The sequence below is a fragment of the Amycolatopsis orientalis genome (genome assembly GCF_000943515.2).
GTDB lineage: Bacteria > Actinomycetota > Actinomycetes > Mycobacteriales > Pseudonocardiaceae > Amycolatopsis > Amycolatopsis orientalis.
Genome location: NZ_CP016174.1, coordinates 3,479,296 through 3,500,054, shown reverse-complemented (window position 1 = coordinate 3,500,054; position 20,759 = coordinate 3,479,296). Strand labels below are relative to the sequence as shown.

Below are 20,759 nucleotides of genomic sequence, written 5' to 3'. Positions count from 1 at the left end.
CGAATGTTATGAACGGGACTTTCATTGCAAATTTTGCAATGAAAGTCCCGTTCATAACACGGGTCGCGCGGCTCTCACGGGCCTACAGGCGGCTCAGGAGGCAGGTCGCCGAAGTCCTCGGGCACGATCTTGTCCAGCGCCGCCCGGAACTCCTCCACCTCCCGTTCCTGCTCGACCGGGTCCGCCGGTGCCGACGGCAGTTCGGCGTCGGGCCCGGAGCCGACGATCTCGACCCGTACCGAAGCGACCTCCAGTACGGAGTCGGCCACCTTGATCGCGACACCGGCACGCAGCCCGATCGCGACCGCGTCGCTCGGCCGGGCCGAAACGCGGATATCGGAGTCCAGGACGAGATCCGCGAAGAAGATGCCGTCCCGCAGCGCGGTGACTTCCACGCCGGTCACCTGATGCCCGAACGATTCCACCACCTGGCCGATCAGTTCGATCGTGCCGGGCCGGGGCAGCTGGATCTTCTCCTGCGCGAGCGCCACCGCGCTCGCCTCGGGGCCGCCGATCGTGATCGCCAGCCAGCGCCGTTCGCCCTCTCGTTCTCGCAGCAGCATCACCGGCGCCGCTTCCGGAGCCAGGACTGCCATCCCCTCGACGTCCATCGGGATCATGCGCGGGTACCTCATTCCTTCGGTGAGCCGGTGCCGTCGTCGGCCAGCGCCTTGTCCGCCACCACTTCCGACGGTGCCTGCTGGTCGCGGCGCTGGAACGGGGTCGTATGCCCCTCGGCGCGCAGCCGGGGGATCATGTGCGGGTAATGGAGTTCGAACGCCGGGCGTTCGGACCGGATCCTCGGCAGGTCGAAGAAGTTGTGCCGGGGAGGCGGGCAGGTCGTCGCCCATTCCAGGGAATTCCCGTGTCCCCACGGGTCGTCGACCTCGACGACCTCCCCGAACCGGTAGCTGCGGACGACGTTCCAGAGGAACGGCAGCACCGACGCGCCGAGCAGGAACGCGCCGATGGTGGAAATGGTGTGCAGCAAGGTGAAACCGTCGCTGCTCAGGTAGTCGGCGTAGCGGCGGGGCATTCCTTGGTTACCGAGCCAGTGCTGGACCAGGAACGTCGTGTGGAAGCCGATGAGGGTGGTCCAGAAATGCAGTTTCGCGAGCCGTTCGTCGAGCATCCGCCCGGTCATCTTGGGGAACCAGAAGTAGATCCCGGCGAAGGTGGCGAACACGATGGTGCCGAACAGCACGTAGTGGAAGTGGGCCACCACGAAGTAGGTGTCGTGGATGTGGAAGTCCAGCGGCGGCGCGGCGAGGATGATCCCGGTCAGCCCGCCGAGCAGGAACGTCACCATGAACCCGATCGACCAGAGCATCGGTGACTCGAAGGTGAGCTGTCCCTTCCACATGGTGCCGATCCAGTTGAAGAACTTGATCCCGGTCGGCACCGCGATGAGGAAGGTCATGATGGAGAAGAACGGCAACAGCACCGCTCCGGTGGCGAACATGTGGTGTGCCCACACGGCGAACGACAACGCGGTGATCCCGATCGTCGCGAACACCATGAGCTTGTAGCCGAACAGCGGTTTCCGGCTGAACACCGGGACGATCTCGGTGATGATGCCGAAATACGGCAGCGCGACGATGTAGACCTCGGGATGGCCGAAGAACCAGAACAGGTGCTGGAACAGGATCGCCCCGCCGTTGGCCGGATCGAAGACGTGCGCGCCGAGCCGTCTGTCCGCCTCCAGTCCGAACAGCGCCGCGGTGAGGATCGGGAACACCGCGAGGATCAGGATGGTGGTGAACAGGATGTTCCAGGTGAACAGCGGCAACCGCCACATGGTCATCCCCGGCGCGCGCAGGCAGAGGATCGTGGTGATCATGTTGACCGCGCCGAGGATCGTGCCGAGCCCGGAGACGATCAGGCCCATGATCGCCAGATCGGCGCCCACCCCCGGGGTGTGCGCGGCGTTCGACAGCGGCGTGTACATCGTCCAGCCGAAGTCGGGTGCGCCGCTCGGCGTGACGAACGCGCTGAGCGTCATCAGCCCGCCGAAGAGGTAGAGCCAGTAGGAGAACGCGTTCAGCCGCGGGAAGGCGACGTCCGGGGAGCCGATCTGCAGCGGCAGGATGTAGTTGGCGAAGGCGAAGAGGTTCGGGGTCGCGTACAGCAGCAGCATGATGAGGCCGTGCATGGTGAACAGCTGGTTGTACTGCTCCTGCGAAAGGAATTGCAGCCCCGGCCTGCCCAGCTCGCCGCGCATCAGCAGGGCCATGAATCCGCCGACGAGGAAGAACCCGAACGACGTGCACAGGTAGAGCAGGCCGATCGTCTTGTGGTCGGTGGTGCGCACGACGTTGAGGAACACGCTGCCCTTGGGGGCACGGAGTCGTCCGCCGAAGCGCACGGCCTCCGGGCGGGGCGAGGTCTTCACCGCGGTCATGGGCGACTCCCAGCACGAGGACACACCTTCGGAAAGCTGGTACCCCTCCAGGAGAGTCCCTACACCCGGGCTTTTCAAGAGCTGGCGGACGATTCGTCCGTTCGCCGTCAGCCGCGCGGATTCCGGGAACGGACCGCGAGGGCCAGCAGCGCGGCGGCCGGTCCGGCGAGCCGCCGCCCGGCCGGCCACACCGCGCGCAGTTCCCGCCCGAAGTCGACACCCTCGACGGCGACCGCGACGAGCCTGCGGTCGGCGACGTCGCGGGCGACGTCGAGTTCGCTGATCACCGCCGGACCGGCGCCCGCGATCACGGCGTTGCGGACGGCGGACGCGGAACCCAGTTCCAGCAACGGTTTCGCCGGGCCCACCCCGGCCTTGCGCAAGGCGGTGTCCACGGTTTCCCTGGTCCCGGACCCGGGTTCGCGGACCACCAGCGGCGTGACCGCCAGTTCGGCCGCGGTCAGCGCGCGGCGCCTGCGCGCCCACGGGTGGCTTCCGGCCACGACGAGGACCAGGCGATCAGTGGCCACCCGCTTCGACGACAGGCCGGGCAGCGCGCCGGGTGACTCGACGAACCCGAGGTCGACCTTGCCCTCCCTGGCCAGTTCGGCCGCCTGATCGGAGTTCGTGACCTCCAGTCCGAGGTACAGCCCCGGGTTCCCGCGTTTGAGTTCGCCGATCCAGCCCGGGACCAGATGTTCGGCCAGCGTCATGCTCGCGGCGACGCGGAGTTCCGCCTCGTGCTGGGTGCGCAGTGCTTCGGCGCCGTCGAGGAGACCGTCGAGTTCGGACAGCACGCGGTGCGCCCAGCCCGCGATGACCCGGCCGTCGGGGGTGAGCGCGGACCCCCGCCGCGTGCGGTCGACCAGCACCAGCCCGAGCCGTCGCTCGATTGTGGACAGTCGTTTGCTCGCCGACGGCTGCGCGATCCCGAGCCTGGCCGCGGCCTGCCCGATGCTGCCGAGCTCGTCCACGAGCACCAGCAGGCGCAGGGAGTCCAGATCGGGTGCGGTCATAGCCCAAGTCTATGACCTACCCCTCGTATTCCCCGCTACCGAGGCCACCTCTTCCGGACGAGGCTCGAACCATGAGCACCACGCACGCGAGACCGACGAAGCCCTACCTGACCGCCCTGGCCATCACCGGCGCCGGAGTGGCCGCCGCCTACCTGGTCGGCACCGCGGTCCCCGTCGTCAGCGCGCTCACCATCGCCGTCGTGCTCGGCATCCTCGCCGGCTCCCTGCCCGCGTTGTCGGACGAGACCCGGAAGGCGATCTCCGGCGTCACCAAGAAGCTGCTCCGTGCCGGTGTCGTACTGCTCGGTCTGCAACTCTCACTCCCCTCGGTGCTGGCGCTCGGCCCCGGCACCCTGCTCACCGTCGTGCTCACGGTCGGCATCACGTTCCTCGGCACGATCGGCCTCGGCAGGCTCCTCGGCGTGCCGCGCGGGCTGGCGATGCTGGTCGCGACCGGCTTCTCGATCTGTGGCGCGTCGGCGATCGCCGCCATGGAAGGCATCGTCGAACGGGAGGACTCCGACGTCGCGACCGCGGTCGCGCTGGTCACCTTCTACGGGGGGCTCGCCATCGCGGCCGTCCCGCTGCTCGGCGGCTGGCTGCGCCTCGACGCGGTCCGGATCGGCGAATGGGCCGGGCTCAGCGTGCACGAAGTCGCGCAGGTCGTCGCCGCGGCCACCCCCGCGGGCGGCGCCGCCGTCGCGGTCGCCATCGTGATCAAGCTCAGCCGGGTGGTCCTGCTGGCCCCGATGGTCGCCGCGGTCGGCGTGCACGAACGCCACCGCCCGGCCGACGGCGGCAAGCGTCCGCCGCTGGTCCCGCTGTTCGTCCTCGGTTTCCTCGCGATGGCGGCCCTGCGCAGCACCGGGATCGTGCCGGGCGCCGCGCTCGATGTCGCCAAGGTCGGCTGCACGCTGCTGCTGGCCGGGGCGCTGTTCGGACTCGGCTGCGCGGTCCGGATCGGCACGCTGGTCCGCACCGGGGGCCGTGCCCTGCTGCTCGGCCTGCTCTCGACCCTGCTGGTCGGGACCACCGCGCTGGTCACGCTGGCCGTGCTCGGCTGAGCACGGCCACCGCGAGCAAGGCCACCGCGCCGCCGGCGAGCATCACCGCCGGGACGGACACGGCGTCGACGACGAAGCCACCCAGCAGCGCGCCCGCCGAAAGGGTCGCCTGGAACGACGAGGTGAACAGCACCGACGCCGCCTCGGGGTAGCGCGGTGCCGCCTTCGCGAACCACGTTCCCGAACAGACCGGGACGGCGCCATAGGCGAAACCCCAGATCACCAGCAGGACGAGCGCGCCCGCCCGCGAGTCGCCGGCGAACGGCAACGCGCAGGTCGCGACCCCGATCAGCCCCGCGGCGGCGAGGAAGGTCAGGCGGAGGTCGCGGGCGATCGCCGCACCCGCGGCGAAGTTGCCCGCGATCCCGGCGGTGCCGTAGACGAGCAGGAAAACGGTGATCAGCTCCGGGCTCACCTGCGTGACTTGTCGCAGGAGCGGCGTGACGTAGGTGTAGGTCCCGAAATGGGCGAGCACGACCAGCACCGTGACGAGCAGGCCGAGCCTGGTCGCCCGCCCGCGCGTCATCTCGCGCAGGACGTCGAGCCGCGTGCCACCCGCCGACGGCAGCGGCGGCAGCGACAGGGCCAGCGCGGCGAGCACACCGAGCGTGAAGACACCCATCACGGCGAACGCCGCTCGCCAGCCGAGCAGTTCACCGACGAAAGTTCCCGCCGGCACGCCGAGCACGGAGCCCAGCGGCACGGCGGAGAAGATCACCGCGGTCGCCGTGCCCGCCCGCGCGGGACCGACCAGCCGCGTGGCGAGCCCGGATCCGATCGCCCAGAACGCGCCGATCACCAGTCCGACCAGGATCCGCGAGACGAGCACCGCCCAGTAGGCCTGCGCTGTCGCCGCGAGGACGTCGGCCAGCGCCAGCACCACCATCAGGCCGCACAGCAGGACCCGGCGGTCGAGGCGTCCGGCGGCGACGGTGACCGCCGGGGCGGCGAGCGCGGCGACGAAGCCGGGCAGCGTCATGGTCAGGCCCGCCGTCCCCGCGGTGATCCGGAAGTCCTCGCCGATCGGGGTCAGGAGGCCGATCGGCAGGATCTCCGTGGTGACGAGGGAGAAAATCCCCAGCGTCACCGCGAGGACGGCGAGCCATCCCTTCACCGGTGTCCGCGCGGAGGTGTCGAGAGTCGAAGCGGTCATGCGCTTCAGCCCATCACCGCGCGGGCACCGTGGTCTGGCGGATTCGCGACGTTGATCTAGCTCCGGGAGCGCTGGGTCACCACGATGCAGGCGACGACGATCAGCGCCGTCACCGGCGCGGCCGCCGGGAGGTGCTCGCCGAGCAGCAGGACCGCCCAGACCAGGGTCAGCAGCGGCTGGGCGAGCTGCAACTGGCTGGCCCGCGCGACCCCGATCTCGGCCATTCCCCGGTACCAGGCGAAGAACCCGCCGAACTGGGAAATGAGGGCGACGTACAGCAGGCCGGCGATCCCCTCGCCGGTGACGTGCAGCGGCTCGGTCGCGAACCCGAAGACGGCGAACGCGCCGGTGACCGGCAGTGCCATGACCAGCGCCCAGGCGATCACGTGCCAGCCCGCCATTTCCCTGGCCAGCCTGCCGCCCTCGGCGTACCCGAACGCGCACAGCACGAGCGCGCCGAACAGGAACAGGTCCGCTGTGGACAGTCCGCCGCCGCTCTGCGCGACGGTGAACACCACGACCGCGCTCGCGCCGACCGCGGCGGCGAGCCAGAACCGGCGGGACGGCCGGTGCCCGGTCAGCTTCGAGGAGATGACGGCGGTGGCCAGCGGCAGCAGCCCGATCACCACCGCGGAATGCGCCGTCGACGACGTCTTGAGCGCGAGCGTGGTCAGGATCGGGAAGGCGAGGACACAGCCGAGGGAGACCACAGCCAGACCCCGCCACTGGTCGCGCCTCGGCAACGGGACCCGGAAGACCTTCAGGCAGGTGCCGGCGACCAGGGCGGCCAGGACACTGCGCAGCCCCGTGGCGGTCCACGCGTCGAAGCCCTTGAGCGCCCACACGGTGGCGGGGAACGTGAACGAGAAGGCGAGGACACCCAGCGCCGCCAGCGCGGTCCCGGAGCGGACCGCTACTGCCCGGTCCGCGATAGCGCTATCATCCAGTCTCATGTCCGATGGTAGCAGCGTCACCAGCCTGGTCACACAGCTGCGGGCCGACCTCGACCGCTATCCGGTCGACGGAAAGCTCCCGTCGAGCCGGGAACTCGTCCGGCAGCTGAAAGTGAGCCCAGTGACGGTGTCGCGCGCCATCGCCGCACTCGCCGCGGAAGGCCTGGTGATCACCCGCCCCGGCGCCGGGGTCTTCCGCGCGCCGCCGCCCCGGGAGTCGTCGGTGACCGGCGACGTCTCCTGGCAGGAGGTGTCGCTGAGTTCGCAGTCCGGTATCCGCGCCATCGACGCGACCGGCGTGCTCACCGCGCTGAGCGACCCGCCCTCGGGGGTCATCGACCTCAACGGCGGCTACACGCATCCCAGCCTGCAACCGGAACGGGACCTCGCGGCCGCGTCGGCCAGGGCCGGACGCCGTCCCGGTGCCTGGACCCGGCCGCCGATCTGCGGCCTGCCCGAACTGCGGGCCTGGTTCGCCAGGGACATCGGCAGCCCGGTGAACGTCGAGAACGTGCTGGTCACCGCGGGCGGGCAGAGCGCGCTGACCACGGCGTTGCGCGCGCTCGGCGCCCCCGGCGCGCCGGTGCTGGTCGAATCCCCGACGTACCCGGGGATGCTGGCCATCGCGCGGGCGTCGGGGCTGCGGCCGGTCCCGGTGCCGATCGACCGCGACGGCGTCCGGCCCGAACTGCTCGCGGACGCTTTCCGCGACACCGGCGCCCGGCTGTTCGTCTGCCAGCCCGCGTTCCAGAACCCGACGGGCGCGGTCCTCTGTGCCGAGCGACGGGCCGAGGTCCTGCGGATCGCCCGTGACGCGGGCGCTTTCGTCATCGAGGACGATTTCGCGCGGCTGATGGCCCATCCCGGCAGCCCGCCTCCCCCGCCGCCGCTCGTGGCCGACGATCCCGACGGTGTCGTCGTGCACATCCGGTCGCTCACGAAACCGGCGTCACCGAGCCTGCGGATCAGCGCATTGGCCGCCCGCGGGCCCGCCTTGGAACGCCTGCGCGGACTGCACGCCGTCGAGAGCTTCTTCGTGCCCAGGCCACTCCAGGAGACCGCGCTGGAGCTGGTGAGTTCTCCCGCCTGGGCCCGCCATCTGCGGACCCTCACCGCCTCGCTGCGCGAACGTCGCGACGTCGCCGTCTCGGCACTGCGGGAATTCCTGCCCTCCTGGAGCGCCGTCCCGGTCCCGACCGGGGGCTATCACCTGTGGCAGCCGCTACCCGGATCCGCCGACGAAACGACGTTGACCAGCGCCGCTTTCCGCGCCGGAGTAGCGGTCACCCCCGGCAAGCTCTACTTCGCGGCCGAGGCGCCGGGACCGTATCTGCGCCTGAGCTACGTCAGTACCGCGACCGGCGCACAGGTGCGGGACGGGATCCGGCGCCTTTCCCAGGCGTACCAAGAGCTCCCCGGTTAACGCCGGACGGCGCCTGCTCGTACCATCGCGCACGGAGGCGACGAGAAGGCATGACACAGCCGGCGGCGGAGCCGCACGATTCACCGGGCAGGCTCTGGGAGCTGCTCGACGACGTCCAGCGCAAGGCGCTGCGCGCCGCGGCCGAGCTGCGCCGGTACCCGGCCGGGACGGTGATCATCCGCGAGGGCGACCGCTCGGACTGGGTGCTGATCCTGATGACCGGGCGGGTCAAGATCACGTCGGTGTCCACCGGCGGTTACGACGCCGTACTGGCCGTCCGCGACCCTGGCGACATCATCGGCGAGATGGCGTCGATGGACGGCAGCCTGCGCTCGGCCACGGCGATCGCCGTTGAACCGGTCACCGGGCTGTGGCTGTCCGCGCGCGCGTTCAACTCCGTGCTCCGCGAACACGCCGGGATCTCCGTGGTCCTGCTCCGGATCATCACCTCCCGGTTGCGTTACGCCAACTCGCGCCGCACCGAATTCGGGGACAGCACCGCCGCCGAACGCATCGCCGCGATCCTGGTCGACCTCGCCGAGCGGTACGGCGTCCCCGTACCCGACGGCACGCTGATCGCCTTGCGCATCAGCCAGCGCGATCTCGCGGGACTCGCGTCCGCGTCACGGGAAGCCGTCGCCAGGACGTTGCGGGCCCTGCGCGCCGACGGGCTGCTCAGCACCGGGCGCCAGCGGCTGGTCGTCCGGAGCCTGCGCGACCTCAGGAAACTCGCACCCGACGAGCACTGAGCCGCCACGGCAGGCCGAAGTGCCGCTCCACCCGCGCCCCGGTGGCCGCGAACAGCTTCCGCACACGCGGTTCGTTCTCCGGATCGAAGTCCGGCGTGGTCTCGATCAGGCCGCCGAGTTCGCGGACGAGCCGGGCCGCGGCCGTCCTCGGCACCAGCAGGACCCGCACCGGCGCGAGGCTGCGCACCGCGGGTGGTGGCGCGACGAGGTCGATCCGGGCCCGCACCAGACCGGTCAGCCTCGCCAGCCAGAGGAACGCCCCTGTCACCGCCCAGGCCACCAGTTCCGCCAGGAGGACCGGCGACAGGATCAGCGCGAGCCCCGCCACCTGCGTGGCGGCGAACCCCAGCATGAGCAGGTCTTCGAAGCCGGGGCGTTCCTTCTCGGCGGACCGGCCGCGGTGCCGGGTGAACGACACTTCCCGGTAGCGCTCGCTTTCGGTGACGATGGCGATCGGGCGGATCTGGCGCAGCCACGGCGCGAACCGGCGCACGATCAGCCATTCGCCGCCGTCGGCATCGGTCACCCGCATCGCGTTTCTCCCTCATCGGTGACCGGATCCTGACACAGATCTGTCCCAGAGGAGGGTCCGATGGGATTCCACCCGCGCGCCGAACCGGGTGAGCGCCTCGCGGACGGCAGGCTCGCCGGGATCGAACATGACGCGTTCGCGGAGCAGAGCGCACAGCTCGATCGTCAAGGGCTCCGCCAGGTTGTCGCGCACCCTGAGGATCGTCAGCGAGACCAGCCCGCTCTGATCCTTGTGCCAGCCGGCGACGTCGACCCTGGCCGGTGCGTTCCGGAACCACCGCACCAGCCGCGCGACGGAACCCGCCACGGCCTGGCCCGCCATTTCCAGCAACAGGAACGGCAGCAGGAAGACCCCCAGCAGCAGGTACACCGGGAACTTCACGAGTGCGTCCAAGACGAACAGCACCCCCAGCGTCCCGACGAGCACCTTGTCCACGGGCGTGTCCTCGTGGCCCTCGACGCCGTCCCCGGACTCGAGCTTCCAATACGCGGTGAGCTCGTAGTGCCGGTAACCGCCGGTGAGCCCGGCGAAGGGCTGGACCCACCGGCGCCACGGCGCGAACCGGCGATCGACCACCCACCCACGTCCCTCGGGATCGATCACCTTCATCGGCCCTCCCCTGCTCTCGCGTCGTGTCCGACGAGACCGACTCTGTCAGCGAAAGCGCCGCGGTTCTGCGTCACCTGACACAGAGCGCGAAACCGGGTTGTACGCGCCTTGTACGACAGGGAAGGACTCTGGTCTCCCGTCACCCGGAATCACCTCCAGGACGGAGTACTCCCGTGAAGATCTCCCGCGTCGCACAGGGCCTGTTCGCGGCCCTCGTCGCCACCGCGGCGGTCGGCGCAGCCCCGGCCACCTCCCTCGCCGCCCCGGTGTCCACCGACCAGGTCTCGGCCGCCGCCGTCGGAAACACGTTGGTGTACAAAGAGAAAACCGAAGGTTACGACTGCTTCAGAATCCCCGCCGTGGTCAAGGCGAACAACGGCGAACTGCTCGCCTTCGCCGAAGGACGCAAGGGCGGCGCCAGCTTCTGCAACGACCGCGGCGACATCGATCTCGTCGTGAAGCGCTCGGCCGACAACGGGAAGACCTGGAGCGCCCCGAAGATCGTCATCGAAGGTTTCGGTGACACCAAAGGAAATCCGACGCCGATCGTGATCCCGTCCACCGGGCGGATCGTGCTGCTCTCGGTGCTGGAATGCGTCAAGAACCCTGACTGCAACCGGATTCCGCGCGTCTCGATCAGCGATGACCACGGCAAGACGTGGACCGCGCCCAAGGTGCTCACCACGCAGCTCGGGTTCAGCACGGCGCCGGGCTGGCTCGCGACCGGCCCGTCGCACGGCATCGTGCTGACGCGGGGCGCGCACGCCGGCCGGATCGTCGCGGGGATGAGTTACACCATCGGCACCGCGAACAGCGGTGCGCTCATCTACAGCGACGACCAGGGCGTCACCTGGAAGCGCGGCGCCACCGACACCCCGGCGACCACCGCGCTGAACCCGCAGGAGATCAGCGTCACCGAACTGCTCGACGGGCGGGTCTACGTGGCGGCGCGCAACCAGGCCAACAACGACGACAAATGCCTCAGCGGTGGCGCGAAGAACCGCGCCTACGCCCTCAGTTCCGACGGCGGGGCGAGTTTCTCCACCAAGTTCACCTTCGAGGAGGATCTGATCACCCCGGTCGTCCAGGCCTCGACCGCGCGGATGACCGCGACCGACAAGGCGGGCAAGTACAACCGGCTCCTGTTCGCCGCCCCGTCGGTCTGCGACCGCCGCAAGGAACTCGTCGTGCGTTCGTCGTTCGACGAGGGCGCGAACTGGCAGGGCAATTCCGCCGGAACGCTGGTGTGGAGCGGTGACGCCGCCTACTCCGACATGGTCCAGCTGTCCTCGGGTTCGGTCGGCGTGCTGTACGAAGCGGGTCCGGCGGGCAACGCCAACGAGACCATCCGCTTCTCGACCGTCACCGAGACGACGCTCGGCGCCCCGGCGTGCGGCGGCGGCTACGGCGTCATCGATTCGGCCCCGCTCGGGACCGCGGGCACGGTTTACCTGTCCTACAACGCTTCCAACGGACAGAACTGTGTCAGCACGATGAAGAGCACGTCGGCGGGCACCGCCACCGCGACGTCGGCCTACCTCGAGGTCCAGGGCTCGTCCCGGATCACCGACTCCGGCTCGTTCGCCTGGTTCGCGGGCCCGGTCCGCGCTTCCGCCGCGGGCAAATGCGTGAAGTGGGGCGGTTCCGCGGGCGGGACGGCGTACAACAGCCCGGTCGAACACTGCGACTGAGCAGGCGGTCTCGTGAGTGGTGATGACGGTTCCGACCGTCATCACCACTCACGAGGTCAAGCACGCCGCGAAACCCACCAGAGCCTGATTCCCAGCGCCACCGCGATCACGGCCGCGGCGGTGAGCCACCAGAACGTCACCCGGAACGCCATCGCCGTCCCCGACGGCAGCAGGTTCGCCAGTACGACGGCGAACAGCGCCGTCCCCGCCGCCCCGCCGACGCGGCTGACGATGTTGATCTGCGCGACGGCGTCGGGCAGCTGCTCCTTGGTGACGGCCGCGTAGCCGGCCGTCGTCGCGGGCAGCAGCAGGAAGGCCACAGCCAATCCCCTGGCCACCAAAAGGATCTGCACGACGACGCCGTCCGGCGGGAAGCCGCCGATCGCGAACGGGACGGTGGTGGCGAGCGTCGCGGCACTCCCCCACGCCGCCACGAGGCCCGCGCTGTACCGGTCGGTGAGCCTGCCGGAGACCGGCAGTGCGATCGCCGTGCCGACGCCGAGACTCATCAGCAGCAGCCCCGTCTCGATGACCCCGTTCCCGCCCAGCACCTGGAAGTACAGCGGCAGCAGGAAAAGCGCGCCGAACAACGCCGGGGCGGCGAAGAAGGAGAGCGCGACGGCCGCGGTGTAGACCCGGCTCCGGAACAAGGTCAGGTCCATGACCGCGTCCGCCCGTCCCCACGAACGCCGGATGAACAGCACCAGCAGCGCGATCCCGGCCACGAGCGGCACCAGCACACCCACACCGAACTCCGCGCCGCCCTCGCCCCAGGTGGTGAGCCCGTACAGCAACGCCGGGATCCCCAAGCTCACCAAGAGGAAACCGAGCCAGTCGGGACGCGCCGCCGCGCCCTTCTCACCACGGGGAACCAGGCGCAGGCCGAGCACCAGGGCGACCACGCCGACCGGGATGTTGATCAGGAACAGCCATTCCCACGACAGCCCGCGCAGCAGGACACCGCCGAGGACCGGGCCGAACGTCGGGCCGACACTCATCACGATGCCCAGCGTTCCCATGACCCGCCCGAGCCGGGCGGGCCCGACGGCCTGGCCGAGCACCGTCTGCCCCGCGGGCAGGAGCAGCCCGGCGGCGAGGCCCTGCAGTACCCGCAGCCCGATCAGCCAGCCGACGTTCCCGGCGAGCGCGCACAGCGCCGACGCCACCGTGAACGCCGCCAGCGACATCAGCCAGACCCGGCCCGCGCCGAACCGGCGGCTGAGCCAGCCGCACAACGGCAGCGCGATCGCGAGCGCCACCAGATACGCGGTGAAAACCCATTGCACGGAAGCGATTCCGGCGCCGAGTTCCTGAGTGAGCGTCTCGGCGCCCACCGCGAGGACCGTGGTGTCCAGCATGGTCATGAACGCGCCGAGCACGATCACCCAGGCCATCCGCCAGGCCTCGGCCGGAACCTTGTCCGGCGGCGGGGCCGCCTCCGCCCGCCGTTGTGCCGATACAGCCATCGGGATGTTCTCCTCACGTGCCAGGGGATCTTGACCTGGCCCACGCTAAAACCTCGACTTAACTCAAGGTCAAGTGAAGAACACCCGTCTCCCAAGGCTTCGCGAGGTGGTCGTGAGTGGTAAGTGTCGTTAGAACGACACTTACCACTCACGACCAGCAGCTCGCGCCAACCTCACTTCGGCGGCCGCAGCCGAGGGGAAAGCTTGGTGAGCGCCAATTCCTCCAGCCGGCTGGAGATTTCCGCGAGTCCGGCGTCGAACCGGCCCAGGTCCACGCCACGCTCGGCCAGGTCGTCACGGACGTGCTTCTCGACCTTCGCCCAGTCGTTGCGATACCGGGTGGCGAGTTCCTTCCACGGCACGCCCACCAGCTCGGCGGCGAGGCCGCTGTCGTAGGCGAGCACGCCGCGCACCATCAGATACGCGATGCCCGGATAGCCGAGATAACCCTGCCAGTACGACCCGTTGTCGTTGGCCGTGATCGATCCCGCGGCCGGATCGTGGCGCACGTCGTACGTCTTCGCCGTGTCCGAAGACGCCACGCGCGCCGTGTCACCGTCGACCTCGACGCGCCCGTCGGCCACCGCGCCGAGCGCCTCGTAGATCTTGATGACCGGCGACGGCTTCCACTCCGCGGCCACTCAGTCCTCCAGCCGTTCGAGCAGGACGACATCCACGGTGTCGCCCGCTTCCTTGCCGATCGCCTTGCGCACTTCGGCCTTCACCGGGAGCTTGTGGGTACCGTCGCCCAGCGCCATGAACGAACTCCGGAACGGCTGCCCGTCGATGGTCCCCCGGACCTTGACCAGGCCCTTGGTGCCGAAGAATTCGGCGGAGCCGGGCATGACCACGTATGTCCAGCCGCCCTTTTCCGGGCTCTTGAGCAGCGTCGCGGTGAACCTTTTGTCCATGAAGGCACCCTACGACAGGGCACCGACGAAACCGCGGTTTCAGAGGGTGACGCGGATGCGCACGCGGTGGCCGACGTCGCGTGCCCAGGACCGGATCAGCGCCCAGTCGCGGAAGTCGCCCGCCCACGGGCCCGCGGCCATGATCTTCCAGAACAGGCCCTTCGCGGTGGCCGGGGTGAGCCTGCCGCCGAAGGTGGCGGTGCGTTCGGCGTCGATCCGCGCGGCCAGCAGGGCGACCCCGGCGGGCAGGCTGATCCGTTTGCCCGCGGCGAGCGGCCCGCAGGGCCCGCTGTGGAACAGCCAGACCGGGCGGTTCCGGAGCGCCTCCTCGTGCTCGGCGAGCAGGCGCACCGCCTCCGGCCGCCAGCGCCGCCGGTACAGCGCGCTCCCGACGATCACCGCGCCGTACGCTTCGACGTCGTCGACCTCGGCGGCGTCCAGCAGCTCGGCCGTCAGGCCCGCCTCCCGCAGTTCGGCGGCGATCACCTCGGCGATCTCCCTTGTCCCGCCGGACTTCCCGGCATGGGCGACGAGTACTGCGGTCATGCCACCATTGTCCGCGCGGCCGCAACCCGTACCGCCGTCCGGCTCATCGACACGCCGCATTCGGTTCACCCCTTCACCCGTCGGGGGCGTTCACCCAGGGGGCAGGAACGCCGGTCTCAAGGCCGGATCGGGTTCGTCGTAGTAGCGGTGGAACACCGCGGTCTGCCCGCCGGACAGGGGCGGGACGATCCAGCTCCACTCCGCCTGGCAGCGGCGGCCCGCGCGTTCCTCCTTGGCGATATGCGTGAGGAACCGCCGCGATTCGGTGTGATGGTCGGCCATGGTCACGCCCGCCGCGTCGAAGGAGTGCTGGACCGCCAGCGTCAGCTCGACCAGCGCGCGGTCACGCCACAGGGTGCGTTCCGACACCGTCGACAGGCCCATCAGGTCCGCGATCACCGGCAGCAGGTCGTAGCGGTCGGTGTCGGCGAGGTTGCGCGCGCCGACCTCGGTGGCGAGGTACCAGCCGTTGAACGGGGCCGCCGGGTAGGTGATCCCGCCGATCTCCAGGCGCATGTTGCTGATCGCCGGCACCGCGTGCCAGCGCAGTCCGAGCCCGGCGAACCACCGGTGGTCGGGATGCGACAGCGGGACCTCCAGCACCGCGTCCGGTGGCAGCCGGAACAGGCGCCGCTCCCCTGGCTCGGACTCGATGAGCAGCGGGAGCACGTCGAAGGAGCCCTTGCGCTCGGGCGGGCGCCAGCCGTGTTCCCGTACGGACTCGGTGAAGTCGGCGTAGCGCGGGTCGCCGAGCACCGAGCCGTCGCTGAGCCGGTACCCGGCGTATCGGATGAGCTGGTCGTTGTGGATCTTCGGCCCGGGCCCGGCCGGGCCGTCCGGCGCGAACACGGTGATGGTCGAGCGGATCCGGCCGCCCCTGGTCGCCTCGCGCAGATGGGAGACGCATTCTTCGGCGATGGCGTCCGCGCCGGTGACGTCACGGCGGTCACGCACCTTCAATCCGTGCCAGTACAGCCTGCCGATGCACCGCGCGGAGTTCCGCCAGGCCACCCGTGCGCCGAACTCGACCTCGGCCGCGGTGTGCCGGTAGGTGCCGGTCTCCTCGATCTCGGCGCGGACCCGGTCGAGCCGCTCGCCCAGCCGCGTTCCCCCGTCGTCCGTCTCGGCGTGGAAGAGCCGGAGGAAGTCCTCCGCCGCGGCCACGTCCACGCTCCGTCCCCGCGGGGCCACCTCCCGGGGCAAGCGGGGGATATCCGTCACCCGCATGGACGCCGTCGATACTTCGGCTTCCCACTCTCCGAATTCGACGCCGGTGCCGGCGGTGGGAACGATCACCATTCCTCCTGCGCTTCGGAAATGCCCGGAGGATCATGCCTGATCGGCGAGATGGCCGGGTCCGGACCAGACGGAAGACGATACCCCACAGAAACACGGACACGATCCACCAAATGGCAGAAGCTCCACGAAGGACAACGTTTTCCCAGCTAGATTGCGTGCCGACGACAACATTTGGAATTGCTTTGGACTTCGCGGAAGATTCACCGAATTGCCAACGGTGAATTGATCACCCTTTTCCAAGATCTCCTTTGTGATCGTTCACGAGATAGCATTGGTCACTCTTTCGAGTGCATTTCCCCCTTCAGACTTCTGTTCTTTCGCCAGACCGGTGTATTGACCCGCGGCCGCCGTCGCTAGAGTGCGGGGAACTCCGGCGGAAAGGAAGCACGTGGTCGACAGGCGGATCCCGGTCATCCTGATCGCGGGCTTCCTCGGTTCTGGGAAGACCACCCTGCTCAACCATCTGCTGGCCAACCGCCAAGGTGCGCGGATCGGCGTCGTGGTCAACGACTTCGGCAGTATCGCGGTGGACGCGATGGCCGTCTCCGGCCAGGTCGACACGATGATGTCGTTCGGCAACGGCTGCCTGTGCTGCGCCGTCGACGCCAGCGGCCTCGACGGCATGCTCGCCAAGCTTTCCGAGGCCGAGGCGGGCATCGACGTCATCGTGATCGAAGCCAGCGGGCTCGCCGAACCGCGCGACCTGATCCGTCTGATGATCGCCAGCGAGAACCCCGCCATCGCCTACGGTGGCCTGGTCGAACTCGTCGACGCGGCCGAGTTCGAGGCCACCAGGCGGCGCCATCCGGAGCTGGACGAGCACCTCGGCTTCGCCGACCTGGTCGTGCTCAACAAGACCGACCGGGCAGGTGCGGACGCCCTGGACAAGCTGCGCGGCACGATCGACGAGATCGCGCCCGGCACGCCGGTGATCGCGACCTCCCACGGCCGGATCGACCCCACGCTGTTCTTCGACGCCCGGCCGCGCGAGCGGGTGGGCCAGCTGTCGTTCGACGACCTCCGCGAGGAGGAACACGACCACGAGCATCACTTCCACACCGCGTACGACAGCGTCTCCTTCACCGCCGAGCGGCCGCTGGACCCGCGACGGCTGATGGACTTCCTCGAACAACGGCCGGGCGGGCTCTACCGGATCAAAGGCTTCCTCGACTTCGGCCCGAACGGCCCGCGGTCGCGGTTCGGCCTGCACACGGTGGGCTCGTTCATCCAGGTGGAGAGGTCGGCGTGGCCGTCCGGCCGCCCGCGCCGGAGTGAACTGGTACTGATCGGCTCGGGGATCGACACCGAGGCCGTCACCGCACGCCTCGAAGAGTGCGTCGCGGACGACCCCGACGTCGTCGACGAGCGCGGCATGCTCCGCGTCCTGCGGTTCATCCAGGACTGAGTTCAGCAGCCCGCGCGACGGAGTCGCTCGCGGGCTTCGGTCTCCGACAGTGAGGTGACGGGCTTCCCGACGGCGTGCTGGTACTTGGCGTCATAGGCCCTGGTCCAGACGCCTGCCGCCCACGCCCGCCGGAGTTCGTCTTCGCTGAACTCCCGGCCACGCGCACGGACATAGGCGTCGAGGAACCGCTGCGTGTCCTCGACGGTGGCCAGCTCGCCGGCGCTGACGGTCGAATACAGCGCGGCGGCGAAACCGGCCAGGACGGCTTCGCTTTCCACGATCACGCTGTCCCAGTCATGCACCACCAGCGGCTTGTCGCCGCTCCAGCGCAGGTTGCCGGCGAGCCAGTCGCAGTGGCCGATCACGGCATCGGACCCGCCCGCGCGCAGCCGGTCGCGGGCACGGCGCCCGGCGTCGTCGATCCACTCCGCGCCGGGCACCTCGTCGAGGTCGACATCGGAGTCCTCCGGACACGGCCACAGTCCGTCCGCGTCGTGGTTCCAGGCCGCCCACGACGGCACCGGGTCGAGCGCGGGCACCTCGTCCGGCCGCGGAGCCAACCGGATCAGCTCCGCGAACGCCCCGGCGAAGGCCACGGCCGCGTGCTCCGCGCTCGGGAGCACCGCCCCGCCGGGCACGTAGGCCTCCGCGGTGGCGACGTCGTCACCCAACGGCTCGGCCCCGGTGAGCGGCCGCGGACCTGGATATCCGGCCTCGACCAGGCGGCGCTGGACCTCCACACAGGCCGCTATCCGCGGTGAGCCCGGACGGACCTTGACCACCACCTCGCGGCCGTCAGCCAGCCGCAGCCCGATGACGGCGGACAGGAACCCGGATCTGAACAACTCCTCCGACGGCGGGCTGCCCAGATGTTCCAGGCACCACCGGGCGAGGCGGCCAGGATCGACGGCACGCGTGCGACGTGACATCGGAGCATCCTCACACGCGCCGGCGGCATTCCGCAGAGGAAACGGAAAAGAAGAATGCGTGGCCGCCACGCCGAAAGGGGCCGAAATACCGGGAATCGCGGCGTGTTTCCTCGACACTGGAATGCGGAAGGAATCTCGAGCTGGACCACCTGTATCGGGAGGACAGTTCCATGACGAACACCGCCGGACGCTGGTATCTGGTCGGCGCGCTGCCGGAGGACTCCCCCGCCGCGCATCTGATGACCCGCTCCGAAGATCTCCGCTACCGGCGTTCCGCCTGCGGGGACAAGGAATCCCGCCGGTGGACGCCGGTGGACCTCACCGGCACCGACGTCGTTCCGTGCCCGCGGTGTGCCGCCACCCTGCCGGGCCACCGGTCCACCCGCAAGACCGAACCCGCCGCCACCACCACGCAACTGGCCTTCGACCTCCCGCTCTAACGCCCCTCGGGAAGCCCGCGTTTCGTCCTCTGGATGCGGTAGTTGCACGCGCAAGTACCGCATCCAGAGGACTAAATGCTTTCTTTCTTCGCCCGGCTCGGCGCGACCCGGGGTGGTTCGTTGGGCATCTTCGGGTAGACGGGCGGCCACGGCGCGTCCATGAGGCCGTTCTCCATGTCCTTCTCCGACATTTCCAGCAGCGGCTCGATCGACTGCGGTTTCGTTTCCGCCCAAGGGTCCCCGCGTTCGGCGAACCGAGCGGGCACAGTGGACAGCGTGAGCTTGTCCGGCTCGACGGTCTCCAGTTCGTCCCAGCCGATCGGCGTCGACACCTGCCCGCCGACCCGCGGCCGCACGCACCACGCGCCGAACACCGTCTTGTGCGGCGCGTTCTGGTTGAAGTCGACGAACACCCGGGAACCGCGCTCTTCCTTCCACCACTGCGCCGTCATCTCCTCCGGATGGCGGCGTTCCAGTTCGCGAGCCAGCGCGACGGCGGCGGCGCGGACCTCGTAGCCGTCCCATTTCGGTTCCAGCGGCACGTAGAGATGCAGACCGCGCGAGCCCGACGTCTTCAGCTGCGCGGTGATCCCCAGCTCCGCCAGCAACGCCTTCGTCAGGACGGCGCCACGGCGCAATTCGGGGAAACCGATCCCGGGCGACGGATCGAGGTCGACGCGCAACTGGTCGCTGATGTCCGGCGCGTCGGCCCGGTTCGGCCACACGTGGAAACCGAGGCAGCCCTGGTTCACCGCCCAGATGACATGCGCGAGATCCTTCGCGACGAGCGCGTCCGATGTGGTCCCGTTCGGGGTGGACACCACGGTCGTGGTCAGCCACTCCGGCGCGTTCTTCGGGACCCGCTTCTGGAACCACGACTTCCCGCCCGCGCCGTCGGGATAGCGCTCCAGCAGCAGCGGCCGCCCGCCCAGCTGGGCCAGCAGCGGCACGGACACCGCCCGGTAGTACTCGACGAGGTCCAATTTGGTCTCGCCGTTCTCCGGGAAATAGACCTTGCCCGGATTGGACACCGTGAATTCGACGCCGTCGAGATCCAGCGTGACCGGTTCCGCCTTCATGCTTCCCCCAGCTCGGTGAACATCGTGGCCAGCTCGGCGGGCGGGACCTCTTCGAGTTGCGCGTAGGTGCAGGAGGCCGGGTCGCGGTCGGGGCGGAAGCGCACGAGCCTGCCGCCGTGGCGGAACCGCGTGCCCTCCACGTGCTCGTAGCGGACCTCGGCGACCCACTCGATGCGGACCGGTTCCCAGCTCAGATCCTTTTGCGGCGCCCACCGGCTGCCCGCGCCGGGCATCCGGCCACCCGCCTCCTCATGGGCTTCGACCCACTCGCGCCAGGGATGCTGCTCCAGCGCGTTCTCCCGCAGCGGCGCGAGTTCGTCCACCAGCTCACGGCGCCTCGCGGCGGTGAAACTGCTGGCCACACCCACGTGATGCAGGACGCCTTCGTCGTTGTAGAGCCCGAGCAGCAGCGACCCGACGCCGACACCGTCCTTGTGCCACCGGAACCCGGCGACGACGCAGTCGGCGGTCCGCTGGTGCTTGACCTTCCACATCACCCGCTTGTCCTGTTCGTACGGCGCATCGGCGGGTTTGGCCATCACGCCGTCGAACCCCGCGCCCTCGAAGCGGGTGAACCAGTCCTGGGCGACGTCGGGATCTTCGGAGAGCGGGGTCAGGTGGACACGGGCGAACTTCGTGTCGACGACGCTTTCGAGCAGTTTCCGCCGCTCCCCGAACGGCTCCGGCGTGAGATCGCGGTCGTCGAGAGCGAGCAGGTCGAACACCACGAAACTGGCCGGCGTCTCCGCGGCCAGTTTGGCCACCCTGGACGCCGCCGGGTGCAACCGCAGCTGCAGCGCCTCGAAATCGAGTCCGCCCTCGGTGACCAGCACGATCTCGCCGTCGACGACACAGCGTTCGGGCAGCGCGTCCTTGAGCAGGTCGACCAGCTCGGGGAAATACCTCGTCAGTGGCCGGTCGTTGCGCGAGCCCAGCACGACCTCGTCGCCGTCGCGGAAGACCACGCAGCGGAAGCCGTCCCATTTCGGCTCGTACAGCAGCCCCGGCGTGCGCGGCAGTTCGTGCACGGCCTTGGCCAGCATCGGCTTCACGGGCGGCATCACGGGCAGTTCCACGAGGCGATCCTAGGCCG

General features: G+C 69.7%; 21 protein-coding genes. 6 read left to right on the top strand and 15 right to left on the bottom strand.

The window, feature by feature from the left end:
- Positions 1-74: 74 nt before the first annotated feature.
- The 3 genes from SD37_RS15720 to SD37_RS15710 all read right to left on the bottom strand — a co-directional run bounded on the left by SD37_RS15720 (position 75) and on the right by SD37_RS15710 (position 3,417).
- Complete coding sequence (locus SD37_RS15720; RefSeq protein ID WP_044850243.1) at positions 75-620, bottom strand: bifunctional nuclease family protein; 546 nt, start codon at positions 618-620, stop codon at positions 75-77.
- Positions 621-631: 11 nt separating this feature from the next.
- On the bottom strand, positions 632-2,401 hold the full coding sequence (gene ctaD / locus SD37_RS15715; protein WP_044850244.1) for an aa3-type cytochrome oxidase subunit I: 1,770 nt from the start codon (positions 2,399-2,401) through the stop codon (positions 632-634).
- Positions 2,402-2,508: 107 nt separating this feature from the next.
- The gene (locus tag SD37_RS15710) at positions 2,509-3,417 is read right to left on the bottom strand and encodes a LysR family transcriptional regulator (protein ID WP_037306341.1); all 909 of its coding nucleotides are present in this window, start codon (positions 3,415-3,417) and stop codon (positions 2,509-2,511) included.
- Between the two features lie 71 nt (positions 3,418-3,488).
- Here SD37_RS15710 and SD37_RS15705 point away from each other — a divergent pair, with 71 nt between their 5' ends.
- Complete coding sequence (locus SD37_RS15705; protein ID WP_044850245.1) at positions 3,489-4,481, top strand: YeiH family protein; 993 nt, start codon at positions 3,489-3,491, stop codon at positions 4,479-4,481.
- Here SD37_RS15705 and SD37_RS15700 read toward each other — a convergent pair.
- Positions 4,459-5,634, bottom strand: coding sequence for an MFS transporter (locus SD37_RS15700; protein WP_083254975.1), 1,176 nt, complete (start codon positions 5,632-5,634; stop codon positions 4,459-4,461). The genes SD37_RS15705 and SD37_RS15700 overlap by 23 nt on opposite strands.
- 56 nt (positions 5,635-5,690) lie before the next feature.
- The gene (locus SD37_RS15695; protein WP_044850246.1) at positions 5,691-6,587 is read right to left on the bottom strand and encodes a DMT family transporter; all 897 of its coding nucleotides are present in this window, start codon (positions 6,585-6,587) and stop codon (positions 5,691-5,693) included.
- Between SD37_RS15695 and SD37_RS15690 the strand changes: the two genes are divergently transcribed.
- Both SD37_RS15690 and SD37_RS15685 read left to right on the top strand, forming a co-directional pair.
- Complete coding sequence (locus SD37_RS15690) at positions 6,586-8,010, top strand: aminotransferase-like domain-containing protein (protein WP_044850247.1); 1,425 nt, start codon at positions 6,586-6,588, stop codon at positions 8,008-8,010. The two genes, SD37_RS15695 and SD37_RS15690, sit on opposite strands and share 2 nt — an antisense overlap.
- Positions 8,011-8,060: 50 nt before the next feature.
- The gene (locus tag SD37_RS15685) at positions 8,061-8,759 is read left to right on the top strand and encodes a Crp/Fnr family transcriptional regulator (RefSeq protein WP_044850248.1); all 699 of its coding nucleotides are present in this window, start codon (positions 8,061-8,063) and stop codon (positions 8,757-8,759) included.
- On the opposite strand, the gene SD37_RS15680 is transcribed toward SD37_RS15685, so the two are convergent.
- Positions 8,731-9,291 carry a hypothetical protein gene (locus SD37_RS15680; protein WP_044850249.1) on the bottom strand — a complete coding sequence of 187 codons (561 nt, stop codon included), beginning with the start codon at positions 9,289-9,291 and terminating at the stop codon, positions 8,731-8,733. The genes SD37_RS15685 and SD37_RS15680 overlap by 29 nt on opposite strands.
- 12 nt (positions 9,292-9,303) lie before the next feature.
- Positions 9,304-9,900 carry a hypothetical protein gene (locus tag SD37_RS15675; protein WP_044850250.1) on the bottom strand — a complete coding sequence of 199 codons (597 nt, stop codon included), beginning with the start codon at positions 9,898-9,900 and terminating at the stop codon, positions 9,304-9,306.
- A 173-nt stretch (positions 9,901-10,073) separates the two neighbouring features.
- On the opposite strand from SD37_RS15675, the gene SD37_RS15670 reads away from it, so the two are divergent.
- Positions 10,074-11,591, top strand: coding sequence for a sialidase family protein (locus tag SD37_RS15670; protein WP_044850251.1), 1,518 nt, complete (start codon positions 10,074-10,076; stop codon positions 11,589-11,591).
- A gap of 56 nt (positions 11,592-11,647) precedes the next feature.
- On the opposite strand, the gene SD37_RS15665 is transcribed toward SD37_RS15670, so the two are convergent.
- The 5 genes from SD37_RS15665 to SD37_RS15645 all read right to left on the bottom strand — a co-directional run bounded on the left by SD37_RS15665 (position 11,648) and on the right by SD37_RS15645 (position 15,813).
- Complete coding sequence (locus SD37_RS15665) at positions 11,648-13,057, bottom strand: DHA2 family efflux MFS transporter permease subunit (protein ID WP_052674821.1); 1,410 nt, start codon at positions 13,055-13,057, stop codon at positions 11,648-11,650.
- A 173-nt stretch (positions 13,058-13,230) separates the two neighbouring features.
- Positions 13,231-13,698 (bottom strand): hypothetical protein, encoded by a 468-nt coding sequence (locus SD37_RS15660; protein WP_044850252.1) that lies wholly within the window; start codon positions 13,696-13,698, stop codon positions 13,231-13,233.
- The gene (locus tag SD37_RS15655) at positions 13,699-13,968 is read right to left on the bottom strand and encodes a DUF1905 domain-containing protein (RefSeq protein WP_044850253.1); all 270 of its coding nucleotides are present in this window, start codon (positions 13,966-13,968) and stop codon (positions 13,699-13,701) included.
- Positions 13,969-14,007: 39 nt separating this feature from the next.
- Positions 14,008-14,514 (bottom strand): flavodoxin domain-containing protein, encoded by a 507-nt coding sequence (locus SD37_RS15650; protein ID WP_044850254.1) that lies wholly within the window; start codon positions 14,512-14,514, stop codon positions 14,008-14,010.
- A gap of 90 nt (positions 14,515-14,604) precedes the next feature.
- Positions 14,605-15,813 (bottom strand): nitric oxide synthase oxygenase, encoded by a 1,209-nt coding sequence (locus SD37_RS15645; RefSeq protein WP_044850255.1) that lies wholly within the window; start codon positions 15,811-15,813, stop codon positions 14,605-14,607.
- 388 nt (positions 15,814-16,201) lie between these two features.
- Here SD37_RS15645 and SD37_RS15640 point away from each other — a divergent pair, with 388 nt between their 5' ends.
- On the top strand, positions 16,202-17,218 hold the full coding sequence (locus SD37_RS15640; protein ID WP_044850256.1) for a CobW family GTP-binding protein: 1,017 nt from the start codon (positions 16,202-16,204) through the stop codon (positions 17,216-17,218).
- A 2-nt stretch (positions 17,219-17,220) separates the two neighbouring features.
- Here the strand turns inward: SD37_RS15640 and SD37_RS15635 are convergent, their stop codons facing one another.
- Complete coding sequence (locus tag SD37_RS15635) at positions 17,221-18,147, bottom strand: phosphotransferase (protein ID WP_044850257.1); 927 nt, start codon at positions 18,145-18,147, stop codon at positions 17,221-17,223.
- Positions 18,148-18,317: 170 nt separating this feature from the next.
- Between SD37_RS15635 and SD37_RS15630 the strand changes: the two genes are divergently transcribed.
- The gene (locus tag SD37_RS15630) at positions 18,318-18,587 is read left to right on the top strand and encodes a hypothetical protein (RefSeq protein WP_044850258.1); all 270 of its coding nucleotides are present in this window, start codon (positions 18,318-18,320) and stop codon (positions 18,585-18,587) included.
- A gap of 71 nt (positions 18,588-18,658) precedes the next feature.
- Here SD37_RS15630 and ligD read toward each other — a convergent pair whose 3' ends face one another.
- On the bottom strand, positions 18,659-19,666 hold the full coding sequence (gene ligD, locus SD37_RS15625; protein WP_044850259.1) for a non-homologous end-joining DNA ligase: 1,008 nt from the start codon (positions 19,664-19,666) through the stop codon (positions 18,659-18,661).
- Positions 19,663-20,742, bottom strand: coding sequence for an ATP-dependent DNA ligase (locus SD37_RS15620; protein ID WP_201788886.1), 1,080 nt, complete (start codon positions 20,740-20,742; stop codon positions 19,663-19,665). The genes ligD and SD37_RS15620 overlap by 4 nt, the downstream gene beginning before the upstream one ends.
- Positions 20,743-20,759 lie beyond the last annotated feature (17 nt).